Raw genomic sequence first — 23,501 nt, forward strand, 5'->3', positions numbered from 1 at the left:
CGAGACCCCCCGCGTTCATTGCTTTGAGGCGCGGCTTTCAGGCGTCGCCTCCAGTCGCGGCTTGCGGCGTCGCGTTCGGGCGCGGCGTCCGGGCGTGGCCGCTCCGCGGGTCCCTCCGGCTCTCCGGCCGCGACGGCACACCCACGTCGCACGGAGCCGGCCGCGCGAGCACCGAGAGCACCGCGCGCCCCGCTTCCTGGACGGACGATCTCGCACGGCGTCACCCGGACGGCATCACCCGCACGCCACCACGCGGGCCGCCCCGGGCCGCCGTCCGACGCGCCCCCACGCACCACCCGGCAGTGCGACTCACCGGGACCACCCAACAGGACGACCTGGCAGGACCACGACAACAGGACCACGACAGGAAGAAGGAAACACGCACTCATGAGCCGTACCAGAACAGCGTTGTTCGCCGCCCTGGCGCTGATCGCCGGAGGCACGGGCACCGCCCTCATGGCACCCACCGCAGGAGCCGCCACCGCGGCCGTCCCCTGCGCCGTCGACTACCAGATACAGAACGACTGGGGCTCCGGCTTCACCGCCAATGTGACCGTCAGGAACAACGGCGCCCCCAAGACGAGCTGGTCGCTGAAGTGGTCCTACGCCGGCAGCCAGAAGGTCGCCAGCGGCTGGAACGCCAAGTTCAGCCAGAGCGGCAGCGCCGTCACCGTCACCAACGAGAGCTACAACGGCTCCCTGGGCACCGGCGGTTCGACCAGCTTCGGCTTCCAGGGCACCTACAGCGGCTCCAACGCCGTGCCCGCGAGCTTCACCCTCGACGGCGTCACCTGCAACGTCGACTCCGGCGGCGGGGACGACGGGGGCGGTGGCGACGACGGCGGTGGCGGCACCGACCCGTCCGGCCGCGTGGACAACCCGTACGCCGGCGCCAAGGTGTACGTGAACCCCGAGTGGTCCGCCCTGGCCGCCGCCGAACCGGGCGGCGACCGGGTCTCCGACGAGCCGACCGGCGTCTGGCTGGACCGCATCGCGGCCATCGACGGTGTGAACGGCGGCATGGGCCTGCGCGACCACCTCGACGCGGCGCTGGAGCAGAAGGGCAGCGGCGAGGAGGTCGTCCAGCTCGTCGTGTACGACCTGCCCGGCCGCGACTGCTCCGCCCTCGCCTCCAACGGCGAACTCGGCCCCGACGACATCGACAAGTACAAGTCCGACTTCATCGACCCGATCGCGGACATCCTCTCCGACGCCAAGTACGCCTCGCTGCGGATCGTCACCACGATCGAGATCGACTCGCTGCCCAACCTCGTCACCAACACCGGCGGCAAGGCGACCGCCACGCCCCAGTGCGACACGATGAAGGCGAACGGCAACTACGTGAAGGGCGTCGGCTACGCGCTGGCGCAGCTCGGCGCGATCCCCAACGTCTACAACTACGTGGACGCCGGCCACCACGGCTGGCTCGGCTGGGACGACAACTTCGGCCCCACCGCGCAGCTGTTCAAGCAGGCGGCCACCAGTGAGGGCGCGAGCGTCGACGACGTGCAGGGCTTCATCACCAACACCGCCAACTACAGCGCCCTGAAGGAGGAGAACTTCACCATCGGCGACACCGTCAACGGCACCTCCGTGCGCCAGTCCAAGTGGGTGGACTGGAACCGGTACGTCGACGAGCTGTCGTACGCCCAGGCCTTCCGCGAGGAGGCGGTCTCGGCCGGCTTCAACTCGGACATCGGCATGCTGATCGACACCTCCCGCAACGGCTGGGGCGGTCCCGGCCGGCCCACCGGACCCGGCGCGAAGACCAGCGTCGACACGTACGTCGAGGGCGGGCGCATCGACCGCCGCATCCACGTCGGCAACTGGTGCAACCAGTCCGGCGCGGGTCTGGGCGAGCGCCCGCAGGCCGCTCCCGAGTCCGGGATCGACGCCTACGTGTGGATGAAGCCCCCGGGTGAGTCCGACGGCGCCAGCCAGGCCGTCGACAACGACGAGGGCAAGGGCTTCGACCGCATGTGCGACCCGACGTACACGGGCAACGCGCGCAACAACAACAACATGTCGGGCGCCCTGCCCGACGCCCCGCTGTCGGGCCACTGGTTCTCGGCCCAGTTCCAGGAACTGATGGACAACGCCTACCCGCCGCTGTCGTAGCGGCGACGACGAACCGCCCGGTCCGCTCGCGCGGGCCGGGCGGTTCCGTACGGTGACGCCGGGAGGGCGTCAGTCGTTGACGTCCGCCGGGTTCGAGCCCAGGCGGCGCTCCTCGTCGAGCGCGCTGATCGCGCCCAGGTCCTCGTCGTCCAGCGAGAAGTCGAAGACCTCGATGTTCTCCTTGATCCGCGACGGCGTCACGGACTTCGGGATCACGATGTTGCCGAGCTGCAGGTGCCAGCGCAGCACCACCTGGGCCGGCGTCCGCTCGTGCTTCCGCGCGATCGCCACGATCGCCGGCACGTCCAGCAGCCCCTTGCCGGAGCCGAGCGGCGACCACGCCTCGGTCACGATGCCGTGCTCCGCGTGGACCTCGCGCGCCGCCCGCTGCTGGAGCTGCGGGTGCAGCTCGATCTGGTTGACCGCCGGCACGACCGAGGTCGCCTCCAGCAGCGTCGTCAGATGCTCGGGCAGGAAGTTGGAGACGCCGATCGCCTTGGCGCGGCCCTCCTCGTACAGCTTCTCGAACGCCTTGTACGTGTCGACGAACGTGCCCCGCTCCGGCATCGGCCAGTGGATCAGGTACAGGTCCACGTACTCCAGGCCGAGCTTCTTCAGCGACGTGTCGAAGGCGCGCAGGGTGCTGTCGTACCCCTGGTCGGCGTTCCACAGCTTGGTGGTGACGAAGAGCTCCGCGCGGGGGAGCCCGGAGGACGCGATCGCCTTGCCGGTGCCCTCCTCGTTGCCGTAGATCGCCGCGGTGTCGATGCTGCGGTAGCCCGCCTCCAGGGCGGTGCCGACGGCACGCTCCGCCTCGTCGTCCGCCACCTGCCAGACGCCGAAACCGAGCTGGGGCATCTCGACGCCGTTGTTGAGGATGATCGGGGGGACCTTGCTGCTCACGAGCTCTCGAATCCTTAGGTCGTCGGTGGGTGCATCGGGTCGTACGTCTGTTCATCGCACCCGTTGGTGCTCCTGCCCGGACGTCCGCCCACTTACCCCATCGTCGACGATCACGCTCCGTGTTGCATTCCGGGTGGTCCGTTCTCTGCCGGGGCCGGCGTGGCGAAAGGTTCCCTCACGCCCGGTAGAGCGCCTCGACCTCGGCCTCGTAGGCGCTCTCGATCGCCCTGCGCTTCAGTTTCAGCGAAGGGGTGAGCAGCCCGTGCTCCTCGGTGAACTGGTGCGCCAGGATGCGGAACGTGCGGATCTGCTCGGCCCGGGACACCTGCGTGTTCGCGGCGACGACCGCGCGCCGCACCTCCGTCTCCAGGTCCGGGTCGCGCACCAGCCGGGCCGGGTCGAGTCGCGGCTTGCCGCGCATCTGCAGCCAGTGCTCCACGGCCTCCTGGTCCAGGGTGACCAGCGCCGCCACGTACGGCCGGTCGTTGCCGACGACGAGGCACTGGGCGACCAGCGGATGGTCGCGCACCCGCTCCTCCAGCGGCCCCGGCGAGACGCTCTTGCCGCCGGAGGTGACCAGGATCTCCTTCTTGCGCCCGGTGATGGTCAGGTAGCCGTCCTCGTCGAGCGTGCCGAGGTCACCGGTGGCCAGCCAGCCGTCGTGCAGCGCCTCGTCGGTGGCCTTCTCGTTGTTGAGGTAGCCGTGGAAGATGTTGTCGCCGCGCAGCCAGATCTCGCCGTCCTCCGCGATGTGCACCGACATGCCCGGGATGGCCTGGCCGACCGTGCCGTAGCGGGTGCGCTCGGGCGGGTTGGCGGTCGCCGCCGCCGAGGACTCCGTCAGCCCGTAGCCCTCGTAGATCTGCACGCCCGCGCCCGCGAAGAACAGCCCGAGCCGCCGGTCCATCGCCGAGCCGCCGGACATCGCGTGCCGCACCCTGCCGCCCATCGCGGCGCGGATCTTCGCGTAGACGAGCTTGTCGAAGAGCTGGTGCTGCATCCGCAGGCCCGCGGTCGGCCCCGGACCGATGCCCCAGGCCTTGGCCTCCACGGCGTCGGCGTACTTGACCGCCACGTCCACGGCCTTCTCGAACGGCCCCGCCCTGCCCTCCTTCTCGGCCTTGCGGCGGGCGGCGTTGAAGACCTTCTCGAAGATGTACGGCACGGCCAGGAAGAACGTCGGCCGGAACGCGGCCAGGTCGGGCAGCAGCGCGGCCGCGCTGAGCTGCGGCTGGTGGCCGAATCTCACCCGTCCCCGGATCGCCGCGACCTCCACCATCCGCCCGAAGACGTGCGCCAGCGGCAGGAACAGCAGCGTGGACGCCTCGTCGCCGCGGCGGGAGTGGAACACCGGCTCCCAGCGCCGGATCACCGTGTCCGTCTCGAACATCAGATTGCCGTGGGTGAGGACACAGCCCTTGGGGCGGCCGGTGGTGCCCGAGGTGTAGATGATCGTGGCCACCGAATCGGGGGTGACCGCCTGCCGGTGCCGGTGCACGGTGTCGTCGTCGAGATGCGCGCCGGCGTCGTACAGCTCCTGCACGGCGCCCGTGTCGAGCTGCCACAGCCGGCGCAGGTGGGGGAGGCGGTCGATGACCGTGGCGATCGTCATCGCGTGGTCCTCGTGCTCCACCATCGCCGCGCTGACCTGCGCGTCGTGCAGCATCCAGCAGACCTGCTCGGCGGAGGACGTCGGATAGACCGGGACGACCTCGGCGCCGATGGACCACAGTGCGAAGTCGAACAGGGTCCACTCGTAGCGGGTGGGGCACATGATGGCGACCCGGTCGCCGAAGTGGACGCCCTGGGAGAGCAGGCCCTTGGCGAGGGCGAGCACCTCGTCGCGGAACTCGGCGGCGGTGACGTCGCGCCACCGGCCGTCGGGCCCCTTGCGGCCCAGGGCGATGCGCGACGGATCCTCGTGGGCATGCTCGAAGACGACGTCGGCCAGTCCGCCCGCCGGCGGCGGCGACGTCTCCAGCGGAGGGTTGGTGAACTCGTGCAAACCCCGCTCCTCGTGCGTTCCCGGACGGTGCGTTCCCGGACAGGGCGTGAAAGCTACCCCACGGCGGGACGGGGCGGGAGGGGGGCGGAACGCGAGCGTTGTTCACGGAACGCGCTGGTCAGCGGAAGAAAATGCGCTCACATGGGTCGGGGTGGGACAGAAAGCTGACCTCGGAGTAAGCCCCGGCCGCGCAATCTCCACGGAATCTGCCCGGGGCGGGCACCGGCCGACACGGGTTACTTGCGGGTAACGACGCGTTTCGGGGGCCTGCGGGAGGAGAGGTCCGTGGGGGGCCGGCGGGAGTCGGCCAGAGGTCGGCTCGGGAGCCCGCCGGGCGGTCTCGGGTGGGGGCGACGGCGGCGGGGAGGCGGTGACGGGGCGACGGCGGCGGGGCGGTGGCGGGGCAGAGAAAGCTGGGCCGGTGATGTCCTCCGTGCACCACCGACCCAGGAGGCGGCCGGGCCGCCCTCCTGTTCAGCGTCCCGGAGGCCGCATCCGTCACTGCCCCGGCCGGCGCAGCCGCGCACCGCCCGCCAGCAGCGCCGTGGCCAGCGCCTCCGCGGCGGGCCGGGCCGGACCCGGCCGCTCCGCGTGCGCCAGGACGAACTCCACCTCGCCCAGCGCCGGCAGCCCCGCCCGCTCCGGGATCCGCACCAGTCCCGGCGGCACCAGCCCACGCGAGTGCGCCATCACCCCCAGCCCCGCCCGCGCCGCCGCGACCAGCCCGTTCAGACTCCCGCTCGTGCAGGTGATCCGCCACGCGCGGCCCGCCCGTTCCAGCGCCCGCAGGGCCAGCTCCCGTGTGATGCCCGGCGGCGGATACACGATGAGCGGCACCGGCCGGGCCGGGTCCAGCCGGAACCGTGGCGCACCGATCCACACCAGCTCGTCGTGCCGGACGAGCTGCCCCCGCGGATCCCCCTCCCGCCGCTTGGCCAGCACGAGATCGAGCTGTCCGGCCCTGAGCCGCTCGTGCAGCGTGCCCGACAGCTCCACCGTCAGTTCCAGATCGACCTCGGGGTTCTCGTGCCGGAACCCCTCCAGGATCTCCGGCAGCCGGGTCAGGACGAAGTCCTCCGACGCCCCGAACCGCAGCCGCCCCCGGGGCCGCGCACCGCCGAAGTGGGCCGTCGCCTGCTCGTGCACCTCCAGGATCCGGCGCGCGAAGCCGAGCATCGCCTCGCCGTCCTCCGTCAGCTCCACGGAGTGGGTGTCCCGGGTGAACAGCGCCCGGCCCGTCGCGTCCTCCAGCCGGCGCACGTGCTGGCTGACCGTCGACTGGCGCAGCCCGAGCCGCCCGGCGGCCTGCGTGAAACTCAACGTCTGCGCCACCGCGAGGAAGGAGCGCAGATGGGACGGCTCGTACACGGCGACCAGCCTAGGGCCTGCCCCGTCGGGCGGCCCGTGGCGTGGGGGGCGGGGTGTTCGGGGCGGGGTGGTCCGCATGCCCGGCGGTGACGGCGGTTACGCGCTGGTCGCGTGTGTGGCCGTGCCGTCCGGGCGGGCAGGAGGCGGCCGAGGACGAGGGCCCGCACGGCGGAGGTCCGGCCGTCGACGCCCGCGGGAGAGCGGCCGCGCAGGGCGGCCATGACGGTGTCCGCGGTCTGTCCGGGCTGCCGCCTGCCGGGCGGGCTCCTGCGGTTCATGGGCGTGACCAGTGCCGTTTCCCGCGGTACGTCCCCACCGACCTCGCCTCCTCCTCGCCCTCGTAGGCACCGGAGACGCCCGATGCACCTGAGGCCCCCGAGCCCGACGAGGTGCTCCTCATCACGAGCCGCGATCGCAGTGAGAGTGGTGTGCCGGTTTCCCGATGACGCGGGGAGGCGCACGATGGAGGGGACGAAGACGCCGGTGGGAGAGGGAGAGCCACCGGGCGACCGGAGTGCGCGAAGCGCGCCTGACGTGGTGGAGCACAGTGAAACGCCTGCGATGGCCGCGACGGATACCCGTCGACCCCTACATCGTCCTGCTGCTGGCGACGGTGGGACTCGCGGCCCTCGTCCCGGCGCGCGGCACCGCCGCCGACACGGTGTCCGGTGCCTCGACCGCCGCGATCGCCTTCCTCTTCTTCCTCTACGGGGCCCGGCTCTCCACCCGTGAGGCACTGGACGGACTGCGCCACTGGCGCCTCCACGGCACCGTCCTGCTCTGCACCTTCGTCGTCTTCCCGCTGCTCGGTCTGGCCGCCCGCGGCCTCGTGCCGGTGCTGCTGACGCACTCCCTCTACACCGGACTGCTCTTCCTCACGCTCGTCCCCTCGACGATCCAGTCCTCGATCGCGTTCACCTCCATCGCCCGCGGCAACGTGCCCGCCGCGATCTGCGCGGGCTCCTTCTCCTCCCTCGCCGGCATCGTCGTCACCCCGCTCCTCGCGGCGGCGCTGCTCGGCGGCAGCGGGGGCGGCTTCTCCGTGGACTCCCTGGTCAGGATCGTGGCTCAGCTCCTCGTGCCGTTCATGGCCGGGCAGGTGCTGCGGCGCTGGATCGGGGGGTTCGTGACCCGGCACAAGAAGGTGCTGGGGCTGGTCGACCGCGGCTCGATCCTGCTGGTCGTCTACACGGCGTTCAGCGAGGGCATGGTGCGGGGGATCTGGCACCAGGTGAGCCTCGTCCGGCTGGCCGGGCTGCTGGGGGTGGAGGCGGTACTGCTCGCGGTGATGCTGGCGTCGACCTGGTACGGGGCACGAGCGCTGGGGTTCGGGCGGGAGGACCGGATCGCGATCCAGTTCGCGGGGTCGAAGAAGTCCCTGGCGTCCGGGCTGCCGATGGCGAGCGTCCTGTTCGGCGCGCAGGCGTCCCTGGCGGTACTGCCGTTGATGCTGTTCCACCAGATGCAGCTGATGGTGTGCGCCGTGATCGCCAAACGGCGGGCGCGGGACGACGACGCCACGCCACCTCAGGAGCAGGGGCCGCACCCGTCGGACCGCGGCCGGGACCCGGCCCGGGCGGGCTGAGCCGGTAGGCGGGCCCGGGCCCGGGCACGGACGCGGGCGCGTCGCGCGACTCCTTCGCGCCCCTGACGGCGGCTGACGTCGGCCAAGTCGGCCGACCCCGTCCGTCAGCCCTGGGGCGCCGCGGCCCGCAGGGCGATCCGGTGGTCGCCGGCGTAGATGTTCATGGACGCGCCCCGCAGGAACCCCACCAGTGTCAACCCCGTCTCCGCCGCCAGGTCGACCGCCAGGGAGGACGGCGCCGAGACCGCCGCGAGGACCGGTATGCCGGCCATGACCGCCTTCTGCGCGAGCTCGAAGGAGGCGCGGCCCGACACCATCAGGATCGTGCGGGACAGCGGCAGCGCGTCGTTCTGCAGGGCGCGGCCCACCAGCTTGTCGACCGCGTTGTGCCGGCCCACGTCCTCCCGTACGTCCAGCAGCTCGCCGTCCTCGGAGAACAGCGCCGCCGCGTGCAGCCCGCCGGTGCGGTCGAAGACCCGCTGGGCCGCTCGGAGCCGGTCCGGCAGTCCGGACAGCAGCTCCGGCTCCAGCCGCAGGGGCGCGCCGGCGGACTCGTCCCCGTCGTCGATCGCCCAGCGGGCCGTCGTACGGACCGCGTCCAGGCTCGCCTTGCCGCACAGTCCGCACGACGACGTCGTGTACACGTTGCGTTCCAGGGTGATGTCCGGGATCACGACACCCGGCGCGGTCTGCACGTCCACCACGTTGTAGGTGTTGACGCCGTCCGCGGTCGCGCCCGCGCAGTACACGATGTTCCGCAGCTCGTCCGCCGCGCCCAGCACCCCCTCGCTCACCAGGAAGCCGACGGCCAGCGCGAAGTCGTCGCCCGGGGTGCGCATGGTGATGGCGAGCTGTCTGCCGTTGAGCCGGATCTCCAGCGGCTCCTCGGCGACGAGCGTGTCCGGCCGGGCCGAGACCGCCCCGTCCCGGATGCGGATGACCTTGCGTCGTTCCGTGACTCGTCCCATGTCCCGATCAGCCCCGGTTCTGTACGTGCGAGTGGCCGCGGCGGCCCTTGGAACGAAGGTTGCCACGGGTCACCGGATCAATCATCTCTCCCGGCTCGCACCCGGTTCTCCCGTGGTTCCCTCCCGCTCCCGCCCGCTTCGGCTCGCTTCCTTCCCGGTCCCGCCCGCTCACCTCTCGCTCGCTCCCGCTTCCCTCCGGGTTCCCGCGTGGGCCGGGCGGGTCGCGCGCAGCGAGGCCAGCAGCCGCAACCGGTCCGTCTGGGCGCCCGGCTCGGCGGTGAAGACCAGCATCACGGGGCCCGGACTGCCGGGCAGCGGATACGTGTCCCAGTCCAGCACGATGTCGCCGACCTCGGGCACCCGGAACGTCTTGGTGCCGCTGACCGACGCGCGGACGTCGTGCCGGGCCCACAGCCGCCGGAACTCGGCGCTGCGGATGCTCAGTTCGCCGACGATCGCGGTGGCGCGGGGATGCGTGGGGTCGGTGGCGACGGCCGCGCGGAGCATGCCGATGTAGTCCAGGGCCTGCCGCTCCCAGTCCGGGCAGCTCCGTCCCCCGTTGAGTTCGTCGTCGAACAGCAGCAGGAGCATGTTGAGCCGCTCGGCCGGCAGGCCCGTCGGGTCGCCGAGCAGCGCCTCGGCCATCACGTTCCAGTCGAGCAGGTCGAGATGGCGGCCGAGAACCACCGCGGGGGTGTCCATCACCCGCAGCAGCCGGCGCGTGCTGTCCGGCACCCGCTCCGGGGCGCGTTCCGGCCGGGCGGGGACCGGGCGGCGGGCGGCACGGGCCAGGGCGAACAGGTGCCGCCGCTCCTCGTCGTCGAGGCCGAGCGCACCGGCCAGGGACTCCAGGACGGTGTCGGACGGGCGCACCTCGCGGCCTTGCTCCATCCGCTGGTAGTAGTCGGTGCTCAGCCCCGCCAGCAGGGCCAGCTCCTCCCGCCGCAGCCCGCTGACCTTGCGCCGGCCGCCCGGCTCCAGGCCGACGTCGCGCGGACGCAGCCGCCCGCGCCGGGCGCGCAGGAAGTCGCCGAGTTCACGGGCGTAGGGATGCCGGCTGCTCATGCCGCCCAGTGTGCCGCCCCGCCGGGCGCGCAGGGTAGGTCAGGAAAACCTAGGGAACCGGGGACCACCGAGCGGGCCCGGATCGCTCCTAGCGTCGTCGGTCCAGCGACCGACGCACCAGGAGCAGCAGATGAGAAGCGCATGGACCGCCGACCGCATTCCCGACCAGCACGGCAGGGTCGCCGTCGTGACCGGCGCCAACTCGGGCCTCGGCCTGCTCACCGCCACCGAGCTCGCCGGCCACGGTGCCCGTGTCGTCCTCGCCGTCCGCGACACGGCCGCCGGCCAGGCGGCTGCCCACAGGATCGGCGGCGACGTGGAGGTACGCCACCTCGATCTCGCCTCGCTCGCCTCGGTGCGCGCGTTCGCCGAGAAGCTGAGCGCCGACCACCCGGTGATCGACCTGCTGGTCAACAACGCCGGACTCGTGCTCCTCGGCCCACGCCGTACGACCGCCGACGGCTTCGAACTGCACCTGGGCACCAACATGCTGGGCCACTTCGCGCTCACCGGGCTGCTGCTCGACAACCTGACCGCGGCGCCCGGGGCCCGCGTGGTGAGCCTCAGCTCGATCACCCACAAGAACGCGCACCTCGACTTCGACGACCTGATGTGCGAACGGAACTACAAGGCCACCGAGGCGTACGGCCGGTCCAAGCTCGCCACCACGGCCTTCGGCATCGAACTCGACCGGCGGCTGCGGGCCGCCGGGTCGTCCGTCCTCAGCGTCCTGGCCCACCCCGGCCTGACCCGTACGAATCTGACGCCGCGCGCGTGGGAGCACCGGGGGCGACTCGGGCAGCTCATCGCCAGGGGCGGGCTGCTGGTCACGCAGCCGGTGGAGCAGGGGGTGCTGCCGCAGCTGCGGGTGGCGACGGACCCGGAAGTGCGCGGCGGGCAGTTCTTCGGGCCGGGCGGGCCGGGGGAGGCACGCGGGCGGATGGTCGAGGCCCGCCTCAACCGTGAGGCGAGCGATCCCGCGATCACCCGGCGCCTGTGGGAGACGGCGGAGCGGCTGACGGGGGTCGCCTACCTCTGAGCCCCCGTTACCTCTGAGCACCGGCGCGGTGGCGCGGGGGCCGGGTACGACGACCCGGCCCCGAAGGGCGCCACCGCTCACCGCGCCGCGCGTGCCGTTCGTCGCGCGTACCCGACCGCTCACCGCATACGGGCAAGCCGTTGCCTTCTCAACTACCGTCCGCGTGCCTACCGTTCCTGATCCATGAGCCCCCCTGTCGCACCCCCTGGCTGGAGCCGCTGGCTCGTTCCCCCGGCCGCCCTCGCCATCCACCTCTCCATCGGCCAGGCCTACGCCTGGAGCGTCTTCAAGCCGCCCCTCGAAGCGGCCCTGGGCCTCTCCGGCACCCAGAGCGCCCTGCCCTTCCAGCTCGGCATCGTGATGCTCGGCCTGTCCGCCGCCTTCGGCGGCACGCTCGTCGAACGCAACGGCCCCCGCTGGGCCATGACCGTCGCCCTGATCTGCTTCTCCTCCGGCTTCCTGCTCTCCGCCCTGGGCGCCGCCACCGAGCAGTACTGGCTGATCGTCTTCGGCTACGGCTTCGTCGGCGGCATCGGTCTCGGCATCGGGTACATCTCCCCGGTCTCCACCCTCATCAAGTGGTTCCCGGACCGTCCCGGCATGGCCACCGGCATCGCCATCATGGGCTTCGGCGGCGGCGCGCTGATCGCCTCGCCCTGGTCGGCGCAGATGCTGGACTCCTTCGGCACCGACAGCTCCGGCATCGCCCTCGCCTTCCTGGTGCACGGACTGTCGTACGCCGTCTTCATGACCCTCGGCGTCCTCCTCGTCCGCGTCCCGCGCGCCCGCATCGCCGTCCCGTCCGCGGGCGAGGCGGCCGACGCACCCCCGAAGGAGACCGGGGCCGGGGCCGGGGCCGGGGTACCGGACACCGCACCCCGGGTCTCCGCACGCGACGCCGTCCGCACCCCGCAGTTCTGGCTGCTGTGGGTGGTGCTCTGCACCAACGTGACCGCCGGCATCGGCATCCTGGAGAAGGCCGCGCCGATGATCACGGACTTCTTCGCGGGCTCGTCGACCCCCGTCTCCGTCTCCGCGGCGGCCGGCTTCGTCGCTCTGCTGTCCGCGGCCAACATGGCGGGCCGCATCGGCTGGTCCACCACCTCCGACCTGATCGGCCGCAAGAACATCTACCGCGTCTACCTCGGCGTCGGCGCCGTGATGTACGCGCTGATCGCCCTGTTCGGCGACGACTCCAAGCCGCTGTTCGTCCTGTGCGCGGTGGTCGTCCTCTCCTTCTACGGCGGCGGCTTCGCGACCGTCCCCGCCTATCTGAAGGACCTCTTCGGCACCTACCAGGTCGGCGCCATCCACGGCCGGCTGCTCACCGCCTGGTCCCTGGCCGGCGTGCTCGGCCCACTGATCGTGAACTGGATCGCCGACCATCAGGAGGACGCGGGCAAGCATGGCGCTGAGCTCTACACGCTGTCGTTCCTCATCATGATCGGACTGCTCGCCGTCGGCTTCGTCGCCAACGAACTCGTCCGCCCCGTCCACCCCCGTCACCACGTCGCCGCACCCGGCAAGGAGCCCGCCGATGACCGCCGAGAGCAGCCCGCCGCCTGACCGCCGCCCACTGATCGCGTTCTCCTGGCTGTGGGTGGGCGCTCCGCTCGCCTACGGCCTGTACGAACTGGTGCGCAAGGCGACACAACTGTTCACGGGCTGACGGGGGACCGGGGAGCCGGACGCCCGGGAGACAGGCTCACCGGCCACCGTACGGCCGGGGTTCTGCGGCCACTGAGGGAAGCCGACAATCCGCATCCCGCTTTCCTGTCGTTTCACCTGCCGTCGTACCCGTGAGTCACTGATCAGACTGGTGGATCCGCCACCCACGCACCAGGGGGACCACCATGACGCAGGGCTCACGCCTCACCGCTGTCGGTCATTACCAGCCCGCCAGGATCCTCACCAACGAGGACCTGGCGGGCATGGTCGACACCGGTGACGAGTGGATCCGCAGCCGGGTGGGCATCCGCACCCGGCACATCGCCGGCCCCGACGAGCCGGTCGACGAGCTCGCCGCCCACGCCGCCGCCAAGGCCCTCGCCGCGGCCGGGCACGGCCCCGAGACCGTCGACCTCGTCGTCGTCGCCACCTCCACGGCGATCGACCGGTCCCCGAACACCGCCGCCCGGGTCGCCGCCCGCCTCGGCATCCCCTCACCGGCCGCGATGGACGTCAACGTCGTCTGCGCCGGGTTCCCGCACGCCTTGGCCACCGCCGACCACGCCGTGCGCGCCGGCGCCGCCACCCGTGCGCTGGTCATCGGCGCCGACAAGATGTCCGAGGTGACGGACTGGACGGACCGTACGACCTGCGTGCTGGTCGGCGACGGGGCGGGCGCGGCCGTCGTCGAGGCCGACGTCGCAGGGGCTGTTGGGGCGGACGGGCGGCCCGGCATCGGGCCCGTGCTGTGGGGCTCGGTGCCGGAGATGGGGCACGCCGTGCGCATCGAGGGCACTCCGCCCCGCTTCGCCCAGGAGGGCCAGAGCGTCTACCGCTGGGCGACCACCCGCCTTCCGGCCATCGCCCGGCAGGTGTGCGAGCGCTCCGGCATCACCCCCGCGGAACTCGCCGGTGTCGTCCTGCACCAGGCCAACCTCCGCATCATCGAACCGCTCGCCGAGAAGCTCGGCGCGGTCAACGCCGTCGTCGCCCGGGACGTCGTCGAGTCCGGCAACACCTCGGCCGCCAGCATCCCGCTGGCCCTCTCCAAGCTCGTCGAGCGCGGCGAGCTGACCAGCGGCGACCCGGTCCTCCTCTTCGGCTTCGGCGGCAACCTGTCCTACGCGGGCCAGGTCATCCGCTGCCCCTGAGCGCGGGGGACGGCGGACGGCAGGGCAGACGGAGGGCCGAACGGGACGGCCGGCCGAACGGGACGGCCGGCCGAACGGGGCGGCCGGACGTACGGATGGACGGACGGCGGACGGGCAAGAGGGCAGCGGAGCGAGGGACGGCAGGCACCGGCCCGTCCGTCCCCACTTCCACCAGTACGGGCGGTACGGGCGGTACAGGTGACGCGGGTGCAGGGATGCCGGAAGGGGGCGCAGGATGTCGACCGAACTGCCGGCCGGCGCGGTGCCGGGGCCGTCGCGGCCCGGGCCGCTGCGCGACCGCGTCCACGAGGCGCTGCTCGAACTCATCACCGGCCGCGCCCTGCCGCCCGGACGGCACCTCGTCGAGGGTGATCTCGCCCGTCGGCTCGGGGTGTCGCGGCAACCGGTACGCGAGGCGCTGCAGCGGCTGAGCACCGAGGGCTGGGTGGACCTCAGACCCGCCCAGGGCGCGTTCGTGCACGTGCCGACGCCGGCGGAGGCCGACCAACTCGGCGCCGTACGCACCCTGTTGGAGGGCGAGGCCGCCGGGCTCGCCGCTGAACGCGCAGACCTGAACGGCGTCGACGCGCTCAAGGCGCTGTGCGCGGCGGGGGAACGGGCCGTGGCGAAGAACGACGTGGACGGCGCCGTAGCCCTCGCCGCCCGCTTCCACGCGAAAGTCACGGAATTGGCGGGCAACGCGGTCCTCGCCGAACTGGCCGCCCGCATCGACCGGCGGGTGCGCTGGTACCAGGCGCCGGTCGCCCGGCAGCGCGGCCCCCGAACCTGGGCCGAGCACCGCGAGGTGACGGCCGCCATCGCGGCCGGCGACCCGGCGCGCGCCACGGCGGCGATGCGCGCGCACACCGAGCGTGTACACCGCTGAGGCCCTGTCGACCACACCGGTGATCATGGGCATCCAGACCTTCCCGTCCCACCCCCGCCACCCGACGGATACGCAGGTGAAGGGCACCGCCGAAGCTTGCTATTGTGGTCCGTGTCGCCGCGGGGCCCTGCCCCGGCCGGGCGACGGACACCTTGTCCGGGTGGCGGAATGGCAGACGCGCTAGCTTGAGGTGCTAGTGCCCTTTATCGGGCGTGGGGGTTCAAGTCCCCCCTCGGACACTCGCTCAGAATTTGATCCACCGATCGACGCAAGAGGGCCACGACCTGACGGTCGGGGCCCTCTTCGCGTTGCCGCGGACGAGCGAGTCGTCTCCGCGCGCCCCGGGGCGCGCACCGTGGACTCACACGCAGGATGGTCTCGTTCGACCCTGGGGCGTGATTGTCAGGACAGGTGCGGGTCGTCCGCGGGGAGCCACGCGTCCGGAGCGTCCAGGCCGAGGTCGCCGACCCCCGCGGTGAGGGCGTCCACGGTGCGCAGTACCGCCTCGCGGGTCTCGTCGCGGCGCCGTACCAGTGACCATGTCCAGTAGATCCTCGGTCCGGTCACGGGGCGGGCGACCAGGTCGGGCGGGAGCGTGGCCGTCTGGGTCTTGGGGGAGTTGAGGACCGGGCGGCGGGAACGGCGTACGTGGTCGTAGAACGCCGGTCCGGTGATGCCGCCGTCGGTGATGCGCACGGCGCGGGCGCCGGTGGCCCGGGCCAGTTCCTCGGCGTAGTCGTTCCAGGAGGACCACGTGGTGACGTCGCTGTCCAGCAGGGCGACGATGTCCCGGGCGCCGACCTCGCGGGTGTCGACGTCGTGAGCGTTGCCCTCGCGGCCCGGCAGGCGGGTGGTGACCGCGTACAGGCGGTCCGCACCGAGCAGTCGTGCCTCCAGCCCGTGCTCCGCGAGATCCCGTCGGCGGACCCAGCACACCGCGAGGTCGAGGCTGCCGTCCGCGACCCGGGCCGCCTGGGTGTGCGAGGGCGCGACCCACGTGTCGACGTGCAGCCGCGCCACGGCCGACGCGCGGGCGGTCAGGTCCGCCGGCAGCCAATTGACGTAGCCGAGCCGGACGATCTCCGAGCCGGCGATCCTGGCGGCGCGGCCGCGCAGGTCGTCGGCGCGGGCCAGCAGGTCCTGGGCGTCCGGGAGGAGTGCCGCCCCGGCGGGAGTGAGGGCGACCGAGCGGCGGTCGCGGTCGAAGAGCCGCACGCCGAGGTCGCGTTCGAGCGCCTTGATCTGCTGGGACAGGGACGGCCCGGCGATGAGCAACCGCTTCGCGGCCCGCCCGAAGTTCAGCTCCTCGGCCACCGCGACGAAGTACCCCAACTGACGCAACTCCACAGGTTCATCGTACGGACCGCCTGGAGAGGAGTCCCGGTCCGGTCCGAACGCGCGACCTGTTCCCTCTCATCTGGTAGGTCCAGGCTCCTAGTGCAGGTCAGATGGGGTGCATCGGTCGGTCGGCGCGGAACGGGCCGGAAATGGGACGGGTGGTCGTCCGGTTGGAGCGAGGGCCGGTCGGCAAGGACGGCCGGCCGCACCACCACCGACACACCCAGAGAGCGAAGAAGGATTCCCATGAAGACCACGGGCACCACGGACACCACGGACACCACGGACACCACGGACACCACGGACACCTCGGGTACGAAGGTCGCGATCGTCACCGGGGCCTCCCAGGGCATCGGCGCCGGTCTCGTCGAGGCCTACCGCAAGCTCGGGTTCGCCGTCGTCGCCACCTCGCGGACCATCGCCGCCTCCGACGAGCCGGACCTCGTCACCGTTCAGGGCGACATCGCCGACCCGGAGACGGCCGAGCGCGTGGCGGCCGCGGCGATCGAGCGGTTCGGGCGGATCGACACCCTGGTCAACAACGCCGGCCTCTTCGTCGCCAAGCCGTTCACCGCGTACACGCGGGAGGACTACGACACGGTCATCGGCGTCAACCTCGGCGGGTTCTTCCGCCTCACCCAGCTCGCCGTCGGACAGATGCTCCGGCAGGGTGGCGGTCATGTCGTCCAGATCGGCACCAGCCTGGTCGATCACGCCCTCGCCGGCGTGCCCTCGGTGCTGGCCTCCCTGACCAAGGGCGGACTGCAGTCCGCCACCAAGGCGCTGGCCATCGAGTACGCGGGCCGCGGCATCCGCAGCAACGCGGTTGCCCTGGGCATCGTCAAGACGCCGATGCACGCGGAGGCGGACTTCGAGACGTACGCCGCCCTGCACCCGGTCGGGCGGATGGGTGAGATCGGTGACGTCGTCGACGCCGTCCTCTACCTGCAGAACGCGCCGTTCGTCACCGGCGAGGTCCTGCACGTCGACGGCGGCCAGAGCGCGGGCCACTGACGGGGGACGGAGAAGGGGGAGAAATGGGAGAGGAGAGGGGCAAGACGATGCTCGGGACAGCGGAACAACAAGCCGTTCTGCGGGACGTCATGGACCGGTGGAGGGCCGCGGTCGACGCCCACGAACCGGAGGAGGTGGCCGCCCTCTTCCGGGAGGACGCCGTCTTCCAGGGGCTGCACCCCTACAGTGTCGGACGGCAGGGGGTCGCGGAGTACTACGCGTCGCAGCCGGCCGGGATGACGGCCGCGTACGAGGTGCTCGAAACGCGTGCCCTCGCGGACGGCGTCCTGCTCGGGTACCTCGACGTCGACTTCGCCTTCACCGACCGGTCCGACATCCACGTCACGCTGTCCGTCGTCCTCACGCGCGGGGCCGGTGGCGGCTGGTCCCTGGCCCACTACCAGGTGACCAGGCTCGACTGACCGTGGGAGACCGGGCCTCCCAGTACAGAGGAAGCCGGTCCTGGCGCACGCCGGGACCGGCACCCCACGCTGGGGCCATGGCAAGCAGGCAGCAGCACCCCACCTCCGGCGCCGCCCCGGCACCCGCCCGCCCACGTGACGCGGGCGGCGGCCCGCACTCCCCGTGGCGCGACGTCGCCCGGGCGGGGGCCGCGCTCGCCACCGGCATGGGCGTCGGACGCTTCGTCTACACACCGATCCTGCCGCTGATGCACGCCGGGGCCGGACTGTCCACCGGGGCGGGGGCGAACCTGGCCACCGCCAATTACGTGGGCTACCTCGCCGGCGCACTCGCGGGAACGTTCCTGCCACGGCTGGTGCGCTCCCCGGCGGTGCTGCGCGGCGCGCTCCTGGCCCTCGTCGCCTCGCTCGCCGCCATGCCGCTGACGCGCAGCACCCTCGTGTGGCTGCTTCTCCGGCTGGGCGCGGGGATGTTCAGCGCGCTGATCTTCGTCACCGCCGCGAGTTCCCTGCTCAGCCGTCCGCGGAAGTATCCGGCCCATCTGCCGGGGTGGGCCTTCGGCGGGGTCGGGGCCGGTATCGCGCTGTCGGGGGTGCTGGTGCTGGCGCTCCGCCCGGTCGGCGACTGGCGCACGGCCTGGTGGGCCGCCGCGGCGCTCGCGGCGGTGCTGAGCGTCGCGGCCTGGGGGCTGCGGCCCGAATCGGCGACGGGCGCGGGGGTGAACGCGGGGGCAGGGGCCGCGCCGCCGGGGCGGAGGCAGGGGGAGCCGGTGCCGGGACGCTCGAGGGTGCGTACCCGGCGTTGGTTCGGTGCCCTGTTCGTGTCGTACACGCTGGAGGGCGTCGGCTACATCATCGCCGGAACCTTCCTGGTCGCGGCCGTCGAGCAGAGCTCGCCCGGCCGGCTCGGCAGCGGTGCGTGGGTGCTCGTCGGCCTGGCCGCCGTTCCCTCCTCCGCACTGTGGGCCGGGCTCGGGCGCCACTGGTCCCGGCCGACCCTGCTGACGGCCGCGCTGCTGGTGCAGGCCGTGGGCATCGCCCTGCCCGCGCTGTCCGGGGGAGTCGCCGCCGCGCTGATCTCCGCGACCCTCTTCGGCGGCACGTTCATCGGGGTGAGCACACTCACGCTGGCGACGGGCACGCATCTGCGCGTCCCGCGCGCCGTCGCGCTGCTGACCGCCGGGTACTCGGTCGGGCAGATCCTCGGCCCGCTCGTGGCCGCGCCCCTGCTGCATCACGGCTACCGGCGGGCGCTCGCCCTGGCGGCCGTGACCGTACTGGTTGCGGCACTCGCCGCCCTGGTTCTGCGCGTCCGCTTCCCCCACCGCATGCCGGTGCCGGACGGTGACGGTCCTGTCCACCGCCCGGCACCCGATGCCGACGTGACACCGCGAGCCGGAGAGCCGGCCGGGAGCTGACCGAGGCCAGACGGCGCCCCCGGCCGGGTCGGCAGCGATCGCGGCCGGGCCCGCCGTGTCCTCGTCCCGGTCTGCCGTCCCGATCGCGTCGACCAGCTCTGCCAGTGCCTCGCCGAGGGTGCCGACGCCGGGGCGTACGGACCGCCCGGTTCCGTCACGCAGACGTCGCGGCGGATCTCGATCACCAGGGCGGTGACCCGGGGGTCCCGCCCGTAGTGGCGCAGGGGGACGTAGGTGCCTTGGAACGGGCTGAGCAGCAGGTCCAGCATCTTGTAGTTGGTGATCAGCACGTCCGACGGCGCCTGACGCATCTCCTCACGGCGCGTCATCACCCGCCGGACGTCCGTGTCCGGCTAGTCGCCGATGTAGAGGCCGGCCGTCACCTGCGCCGGCTCCGGCTGTGCCAGGTACCCGCCGATACGGCCGGTCTGGTCGGTGGCGAGCGCGTTCATCGGTACGGCAACACGGCCTTCACCCGCGCCGGCCCAGCGCTTTCTGCCTGCGGCAGTGGTCGAGCACGGGGATCAGGAACGACTCGGTCTTGCCCGACCCGGTGCCGGTCGTCACGAGCGTCGGTACGTACCACCGTGACGGCGGATGTCGGCACCGTGACGATCAGCACCAAAAATAGCGCCCACCTCGGACAACGACACGAGGTCCGCGTACGAGCGGGCGGTGCCGCGCGGGGGAGGGGCCGGCCCTTGCCTCGGTGCCTCAGAGCCTCGGTACATCAGTGCCTCACGGGCGGCCGGGGATCGCGTCCGCTCGGCAGCCGGGCGTCTGCCGGAGAGCTCCGTGCCGATTGCCCGACGCGGTGCCGACCACCGCCCACACCGTCTTGCCGGGGCCGCTCCGGCGGTCGGTGACGCCCCAGCCGTCGGCCAGGGCGGCGACGAGGAGGAGGTCGCGGCCGGACTCGGCGTCGGGGGCGGGTTCGGTGGGGACGGTGACCACGGGGCGTCGCTCCTCGCGGGTGTCGGAGACCTCCAGCCGCAGTCGCCCGCCGTCCGCCCCGCCCTCCGCCTCGGCGGTCAGCCGTACGTGGAAGTCCCGTCCGGGGACCCGCCCGTGCCGCACGGCGTTGGCGCACAGCTCGGCGGCGATCAGGGTCAGTGTCTCGTTGATGTCGCTGTCGTAGGGGTGCCCTCAGGAGTCCAAGCAGTGCGCGACGAACAGCCGGGCCAGGCGGGCGCCGCGTGGGGTGGAGGTGAAGGCCATGGCGAAATCGCGCGCCGCCGTGGACGCGGAGGGCGGGCGGGGAGGCAGCGAGGGAAGGTACATGGCGGCAGCGTCCCGGCCGCGACCGGCGTGTCACCAGGGGTGCAGACTGTACGGCAGGGTGCTGTACGTGACGGCCCCGCCCGCATGGGGCGGTGAGCCGAAATGGCCTCAATGTAGGTTCGCGCTGCCCTTGTCATAACCGGCCTCGCTTACCTGCTGCTTGGGCCGCAGTCTCATCAGCTGTCCCACGGCTTCCGTCTCAGTTCGGTGGCATTTCTTCATGCCGCATCGTCCTGGTCCTCATCGGCCTTCCAGGTCTGGTCGAACCAGGTGATGAAGTCCATCACGGTGCCGACGCGGGCGATGCGCTCGTGGATGGCTCGTTGGTCGTGTCCGGGGAGGAGGTCGCCGCGTTCGATCGGTTTGCCGCAGCCGCAGTTGCACTTCCGGTTGTCCAGCGGGGACTTGAAGTAGGTGATGGGGTTCTGCTGGGCACCGTTCGGCGCGGGTTTGCCAACGTAGTGGTCGTACACCGGGTGCCCGGGTCCGAGGATGCGTCCTTCGAAGGCCCGCCGGCCGTCGGGGGTGTCGACGACCCGGTCGATCTCCATGGCCTGCCTGATGATGACGTCTCCGCTGACGGCGGCGAACCGCTCTCGTTCGACGCGCTCTCCGGGCATCACCCAGGTTCCCCGGGCGATGTCGTGAACCTGCTGGTCGGACAGCGCTTCGACCCATCCGAGCTGGGACCGCGCGAAGGCATCTTTGCGTGGGTCGATCGACCTGCGCCTGCCCAGCGTGATCTGGTTCATCGCGCCTCCTTGAGACCGTCCCTTAACGGGGTTGATGTGTCTAAGGTGCCGGAGAGGCAGCAGACCATCAATCTCCCTTGAAACAAGGTCACGGGGTATATCGAGGAACGCAAGGCGCTTTGGGCGGGGCCGTCACTCTCCCCGCCCAGGGCGCCTGGAGTGTACGGGCCCAGTCAGGCCCTGGGCAGTGGCAGACCGGGCATCTCTGCGGGTGCCGCAGGTGCTACTCGCCGTCGTACACGTGCAGGGTGAAGGTCTCCGGGCTCTGCACACCATCACGCTCATCCGGATGCGCTGGACCTGCGACGAAGACGTAGGTCGCCGCGTCGCCGCGTCGCCGAGGGCAAGACCGCACGCGACGCGCGACGCTGCCTCAAGCGAGCCATCTGTCGACAGCTCCTGAAGATCCTCGAACGCTCTGGCCGAAACCCGAGGAGCTTCCTCAAGCTGCTTGACGCGATAGAGCAACCTCGGCCGGGGCGTTGCCGCGCCGGTTCGAGTAACTGCGTCGCGCCTGGTGGTGACGTACCCGCGGCTGCTCGACCTTGGGCCGGGGCTGCAACGCTGGCCGCCGAGCCCTGGGCGGCCCTGTTTTCCGGGTCAGCAGGTCCTGCGGTAGGGGACGTCGGGGATGTGGGCTTTCCATTCCTGCTCGGTGAGGGAGCCGCTCTTGGTGCAGAGGTCCCGGATCAACTTCGCAGGCGTTACGGCGTGTGTGAGGAGTCTGCCGTTCTGGTCCACGCTGATCAGCGTCGAACCGTCGGGGGCGAAGGTGACCGCTACGACCGAGCCCGAGGGGTCAAGGGTGCCCGTGAACGGAGGGCCGAGCTGACTGTGGGTGCGGCTGTCCCATACGGTGATCTGTGCCTGCTCGCCCGGGTCCTCATGCACCGTGGCGAAGAGGCGGCTGTCGGGCGAGACGGCGACGGTGTGGCCGGACTCGGTGGACACCGCCCCGGTGCGCAGGTCTTCCCCTGCGGGCAGCAGGGTTCGGGCGTCCAAGGTCCTGAGGTACGGCTGGGATCCCTGGGGATAGGAGTAGACCGTCGAGCCGTCGTCGCTGATGGCGTTCATCTGCAGGTTCCCGGCGCTCTTGGTGATGATGCGGCCGGACGGGAACGCGACCCGCCCGAAGTTGGGCGCGGCGATCACGGACGTGCCGCTGGGGTCGAAGAGGACGGCTGATCCGTTGCCGTCGAAACCGAGCTTGGCGCGTATGTCCCGGATCCGGTGCATGGTGGTCAGGTCCCAGAACCTGAGCGCGTTGGTCCCGTCGGGCATCACCACCTGGGCTGCGAACGACCGGTTGTCGGGTGAGAAGGCGAATTCCTGCAGCGCCCCGCTGCTCTGTTTCCAGTTGAGCGGAGTGGGGAAAGTGCCGAGCTTTTTCTTCTTGGCCAGGTCCCAGATCTCAATCGTGGTGAGGCTGCTCTGGACGGCGAGGAGGCGTCCGTCGGCGCTGAGCGTGGGGTTGTCCGCCGAGATGCCGGGGCTGGGGATGGTGGCCCGTTTGGTGTGTGCCAGTGGGGACCAGATCTCGATGTTGCTGCCGTTGAGGAGCGCAAGGGTGCGCCGGTCGTCGCTGACCGCGCTCTCCGTGTAGAACTTGCCTGTGCCCTTGGGCGCTTTGGTGACTGTGGTGATGTCGAGTGAACGGACGGCACCGTCGATGCCGACGCATCGCAGTCCGGCGCCGTCGGCTGTGAAGAGCAGGCCGTTATCGCTGAAGCACTCGCTGTCGGTGGTCGAGTAGTGCATGAGGGGCTTCGGCTGACCCAGAAAGGCCATTTCCCAGATGACACCGCCCTGTGCAAGGTACCGGCTGTCCTGGCTGAAGTGTAGGGGATACAGCGCGGGGTCGTCCCCCCCGGTGAGCTCTGTGTCCCAGTAGCCTTCTGCACGGTGGTACAAACGGACCTTCCCGCCCTTTACTCCCAGGGCGGCGAGTTTGCCGTCCGGGCTGAAGACGACCGGGCCGGGAAATTCCTGGGTACCCAGCTTGAAGTCGGGAACGGGGATCTTCTTCTTCGTCCGGGTGTCGTACCAAGAGAACGGCTGTCCCTTGCCGTTGGGGTAGGGGAGGGAGAGTATGCGTTCGTCCGGTGAGAACGAGGTGTTCCAGACGGGAAAGCTGCCTCCGGTCGTGGTGATGATCTTCTTGGCCGTGCGGGTGTCCCAGATCGCCATGGTGGGTTTCGTGTCGGCGTCGATTCCCTCGGTCCGCAGATAGGTGCCGTGAGGGCTGAGCGCCACTCTCGGCTGGTACACGTCTCTGCCGCTGGGGTAGGTGTGCGTGCCGAGGGGGCGCGCATTGGTGGCATCGAGCAGGCGGGTCTTGCCGTCCTCGGTGCTCACGGCGGCCGTCCTGCCGTCGGAGGACAGCGTGACGTAGCGAACCTTGGACCGGGCGTTGTAGTGGCCGGTCTGTCGGCGGGTGTCGACGTTCCATAGGCCGACGCGGGTGCCGCCGGCGGCGATGAGGGTGTGCCCGGTCTCGTCGAGGGCGGAGGTCGACACGAC

The 23,501-nt window shown here is 71.6% G+C and carries 20 protein-coding genes, 1 tRNA gene and 2 pseudogenes; 11 read left to right on the forward strand and 12 right to left on the reverse strand.

What is annotated here, in order from left to right; translation table 11 throughout:
* Positions 1-387: 387 nt before the first annotated feature.
* A complete protein-coding gene (locus tag QFZ64_RS29340; RefSeq protein WP_307070492.1) occupies positions 388-2,118 on the forward strand; it encodes a glycoside hydrolase family 6 protein in 1,731 nt (576 codons plus the stop codon).
* A gap of 69 nt (positions 2,119-2,187) precedes the next feature.
* Here QFZ64_RS29340 and QFZ64_RS29345 read toward each other — a convergent pair whose 3' ends face one another.
* The 3 genes from QFZ64_RS29345 to QFZ64_RS29355 all read right to left on the reverse strand — a co-directional run bounded on the left by QFZ64_RS29345 (position 2,188) and on the right by QFZ64_RS29355 (position 6,394).
* Positions 2,188-3,021: an aldo/keto reductase gene (locus QFZ64_RS29345; protein ID WP_307070493.1), complete on the reverse strand. Its 834-nt coding sequence runs from the start codon at positions 3,019-3,021 to the stop codon at positions 2,188-2,190.
* A gap of 175 nt (positions 3,022-3,196) precedes the next feature.
* Positions 3,197-5,026 carry a long-chain fatty acid--CoA ligase gene (locus QFZ64_RS29350; protein ID WP_307070494.1) on the reverse strand — a complete coding sequence of 610 codons (1,830 nt, stop codon included), beginning with the start codon at positions 5,024-5,026 and terminating at the stop codon, positions 3,197-3,199.
* Between the two features lie 498 nt (positions 5,027-5,524).
* Entirely contained in the window at positions 5,525-6,394 is an 870-nt protein-coding gene (locus QFZ64_RS29355) for a LysR substrate-binding domain-containing protein (RefSeq protein ID WP_307070495.1), read from the reverse strand.
* 547 nt (positions 6,395-6,941) lie between these two features.
* Here QFZ64_RS29355 and QFZ64_RS29360 point away from each other — a divergent pair.
* Positions 6,942-7,979 carry a bile acid:sodium symporter family protein gene (locus tag QFZ64_RS29360; protein ID WP_307070496.1) on the forward strand — a complete coding sequence of 346 codons (1,038 nt, stop codon included), beginning with the start codon at positions 6,942-6,944 and terminating at the stop codon, positions 7,977-7,979.
* Between the two features lie 104 nt (positions 7,980-8,083).
* Here QFZ64_RS29360 and fdhD read toward each other — a convergent pair whose 3' ends face one another.
* Complete coding sequence (gene fdhD / locus QFZ64_RS29365) at positions 8,084-8,947, reverse strand: formate dehydrogenase accessory sulfurtransferase FdhD (protein ID WP_307070497.1); 864 nt, start codon at positions 8,945-8,947, stop codon at positions 8,084-8,086.
* 168 nt (positions 8,948-9,115) lie between these two features.
* The gene (locus tag QFZ64_RS29370) at positions 9,116-10,012 is read right to left on the reverse strand and encodes a helix-turn-helix transcriptional regulator (protein ID WP_307070498.1); all 897 of its coding nucleotides are present in this window, start codon (positions 10,010-10,012) and stop codon (positions 9,116-9,118) included.
* A 130-nt stretch (positions 10,013-10,142) separates the two neighbouring features.
* Between QFZ64_RS29370 and QFZ64_RS29375 the strand changes: the two genes are divergently transcribed.
* From QFZ64_RS29375 to QFZ64_RS29400, 6 genes are all read left to right on the forward strand, one after another.
* A complete protein-coding gene (locus QFZ64_RS29375; protein ID WP_307070499.1) occupies positions 10,143-11,051 on the forward strand; it encodes an oxidoreductase in 909 nt (302 codons plus the stop codon).
* A 183-nt stretch (positions 11,052-11,234) separates the two neighbouring features.
* Complete coding sequence (locus QFZ64_RS29380) at positions 11,235-12,617, forward strand: OFA family MFS transporter (protein WP_307070500.1); 1,383 nt, start codon at positions 11,235-11,237, stop codon at positions 12,615-12,617.
* The gene (locus tag QFZ64_RS29385; protein WP_307070501.1) at positions 12,589-12,720 is read left to right on the forward strand and encodes a hypothetical protein; all 132 of its coding nucleotides are present in this window, start codon (positions 12,589-12,591) and stop codon (positions 12,718-12,720) included. Before QFZ64_RS29380 ends, QFZ64_RS29385 begins: the two co-directional genes overlap by 29 nt.
* A 184-nt stretch (positions 12,721-12,904) precedes the next feature.
* On the forward strand, positions 12,905-13,870 hold the full coding sequence (locus tag QFZ64_RS29390) for a beta-ketoacyl-ACP synthase III (protein WP_307070502.1): 966 nt from the start codon (positions 12,905-12,907) through the stop codon (positions 13,868-13,870).
* A gap of 235 nt (positions 13,871-14,105) precedes the next feature.
* Positions 14,106-14,756, forward strand: coding sequence for a GntR family transcriptional regulator (locus QFZ64_RS29395; protein ID WP_307070503.1), 651 nt, complete (start codon positions 14,106-14,108; stop codon positions 14,754-14,756).
* 154 nt (positions 14,757-14,910) lie between these two features.
* A tRNA-Leu gene (locus QFZ64_RS29400) sits at positions 14,911-14,995 on the forward strand.
* Positions 14,996-15,158: 163 nt separating this feature from the next.
* On the opposite strand, the gene QFZ64_RS29405 is transcribed toward QFZ64_RS29400, so the two are convergent.
* A complete protein-coding gene (locus QFZ64_RS29405; protein ID WP_307070504.1) occupies positions 15,159-16,103 on the reverse strand; it encodes a LysR family transcriptional regulator in 945 nt (314 codons plus the stop codon).
* Between the two features lie 237 nt (positions 16,104-16,340).
* On the opposite strand from QFZ64_RS29405, the gene QFZ64_RS29410 reads away from it, so the two are divergent.
* From QFZ64_RS29410 to QFZ64_RS29420, 3 genes are all read left to right on the forward strand, one after another.
* Positions 16,341-17,108, forward strand: a complete 768-nt coding sequence (locus QFZ64_RS29410) for an SDR family NAD(P)-dependent oxidoreductase (protein ID WP_307070505.1) — start codon at positions 16,341-16,343, stop codon at positions 17,106-17,108.
* 47 nt (positions 17,109-17,155) lie between these two features.
* On the forward strand, positions 17,156-17,530 hold the full coding sequence (locus QFZ64_RS29415; RefSeq protein WP_307071911.1) for an SgcJ/EcaC family oxidoreductase: 375 nt from the start codon (positions 17,156-17,158) through the stop codon (positions 17,528-17,530).
* A gap of 206 nt (positions 17,531-17,736) precedes the next feature.
* Positions 17,737-18,948, forward strand: coding sequence for a YbfB/YjiJ family MFS transporter (locus tag QFZ64_RS29420; RefSeq protein WP_307071913.1), 1,212 nt, complete (start codon positions 17,737-17,739; stop codon positions 18,946-18,948).
* Between the two features lie 81 nt (positions 18,949-19,029).
* Here QFZ64_RS29420 and QFZ64_RS29425 read toward each other — a convergent pair.
* The 6 genes and pseudogenes from QFZ64_RS29425 to QFZ64_RS29440 all read right to left on the reverse strand — a co-directional run.
* Positions 19,030-19,199 (reverse strand): annotated as a pseudogene (locus tag QFZ64_RS29425) (N-formylglutamate amidohydrolase); the annotation flags it as partial.
* A pseudogene (locus QFZ64_RS35440) lies at positions 19,200-19,524 on the reverse strand (DEAD/DEAH box helicase); the annotation flags it as partial.
* A gap of 162 nt (positions 19,525-19,686) precedes the next feature.
* The gene (locus QFZ64_RS29430; RefSeq protein WP_373430778.1) at positions 19,687-20,073 is read right to left on the reverse strand and encodes an ATP-binding protein; all 387 of its coding nucleotides are present in this window, start codon (positions 20,071-20,073) and stop codon (positions 19,687-19,689) included.
* Between the two features lie 21 nt (positions 20,074-20,094).
* Positions 20,095-20,229, reverse strand: a complete 135-nt coding sequence (locus QFZ64_RS35445; RefSeq protein WP_373430680.1) for a hypothetical protein — start codon at positions 20,227-20,229, stop codon at positions 20,095-20,097.
* A gap of 218 nt (positions 20,230-20,447) precedes the next feature.
* On the reverse strand, positions 20,448-20,981 hold the full coding sequence (locus QFZ64_RS29435) for a hypothetical protein (protein WP_307070506.1): 534 nt from the start codon (positions 20,979-20,981) through the stop codon (positions 20,448-20,450).
* Positions 20,982-21,581: 600 nt separating this feature from the next.
* Positions 21,582-23,498 carry a WD40 repeat domain-containing protein gene (locus tag QFZ64_RS29440; RefSeq protein ID WP_307070507.1) on the reverse strand — a complete coding sequence of 639 codons (1,917 nt, stop codon included), beginning with the start codon at positions 23,496-23,498 and terminating at the stop codon, positions 21,582-21,584.
* Between the last annotated feature and the right edge of the window lie 3 nt (positions 23,499-23,501).

Source organism: Streptomyces sp. B3I8 (genome assembly GCF_030816915.1).
Lineage (GTDB): Bacteria > Actinomycetota > Actinomycetes > Streptomycetales > Streptomycetaceae > Streptomyces.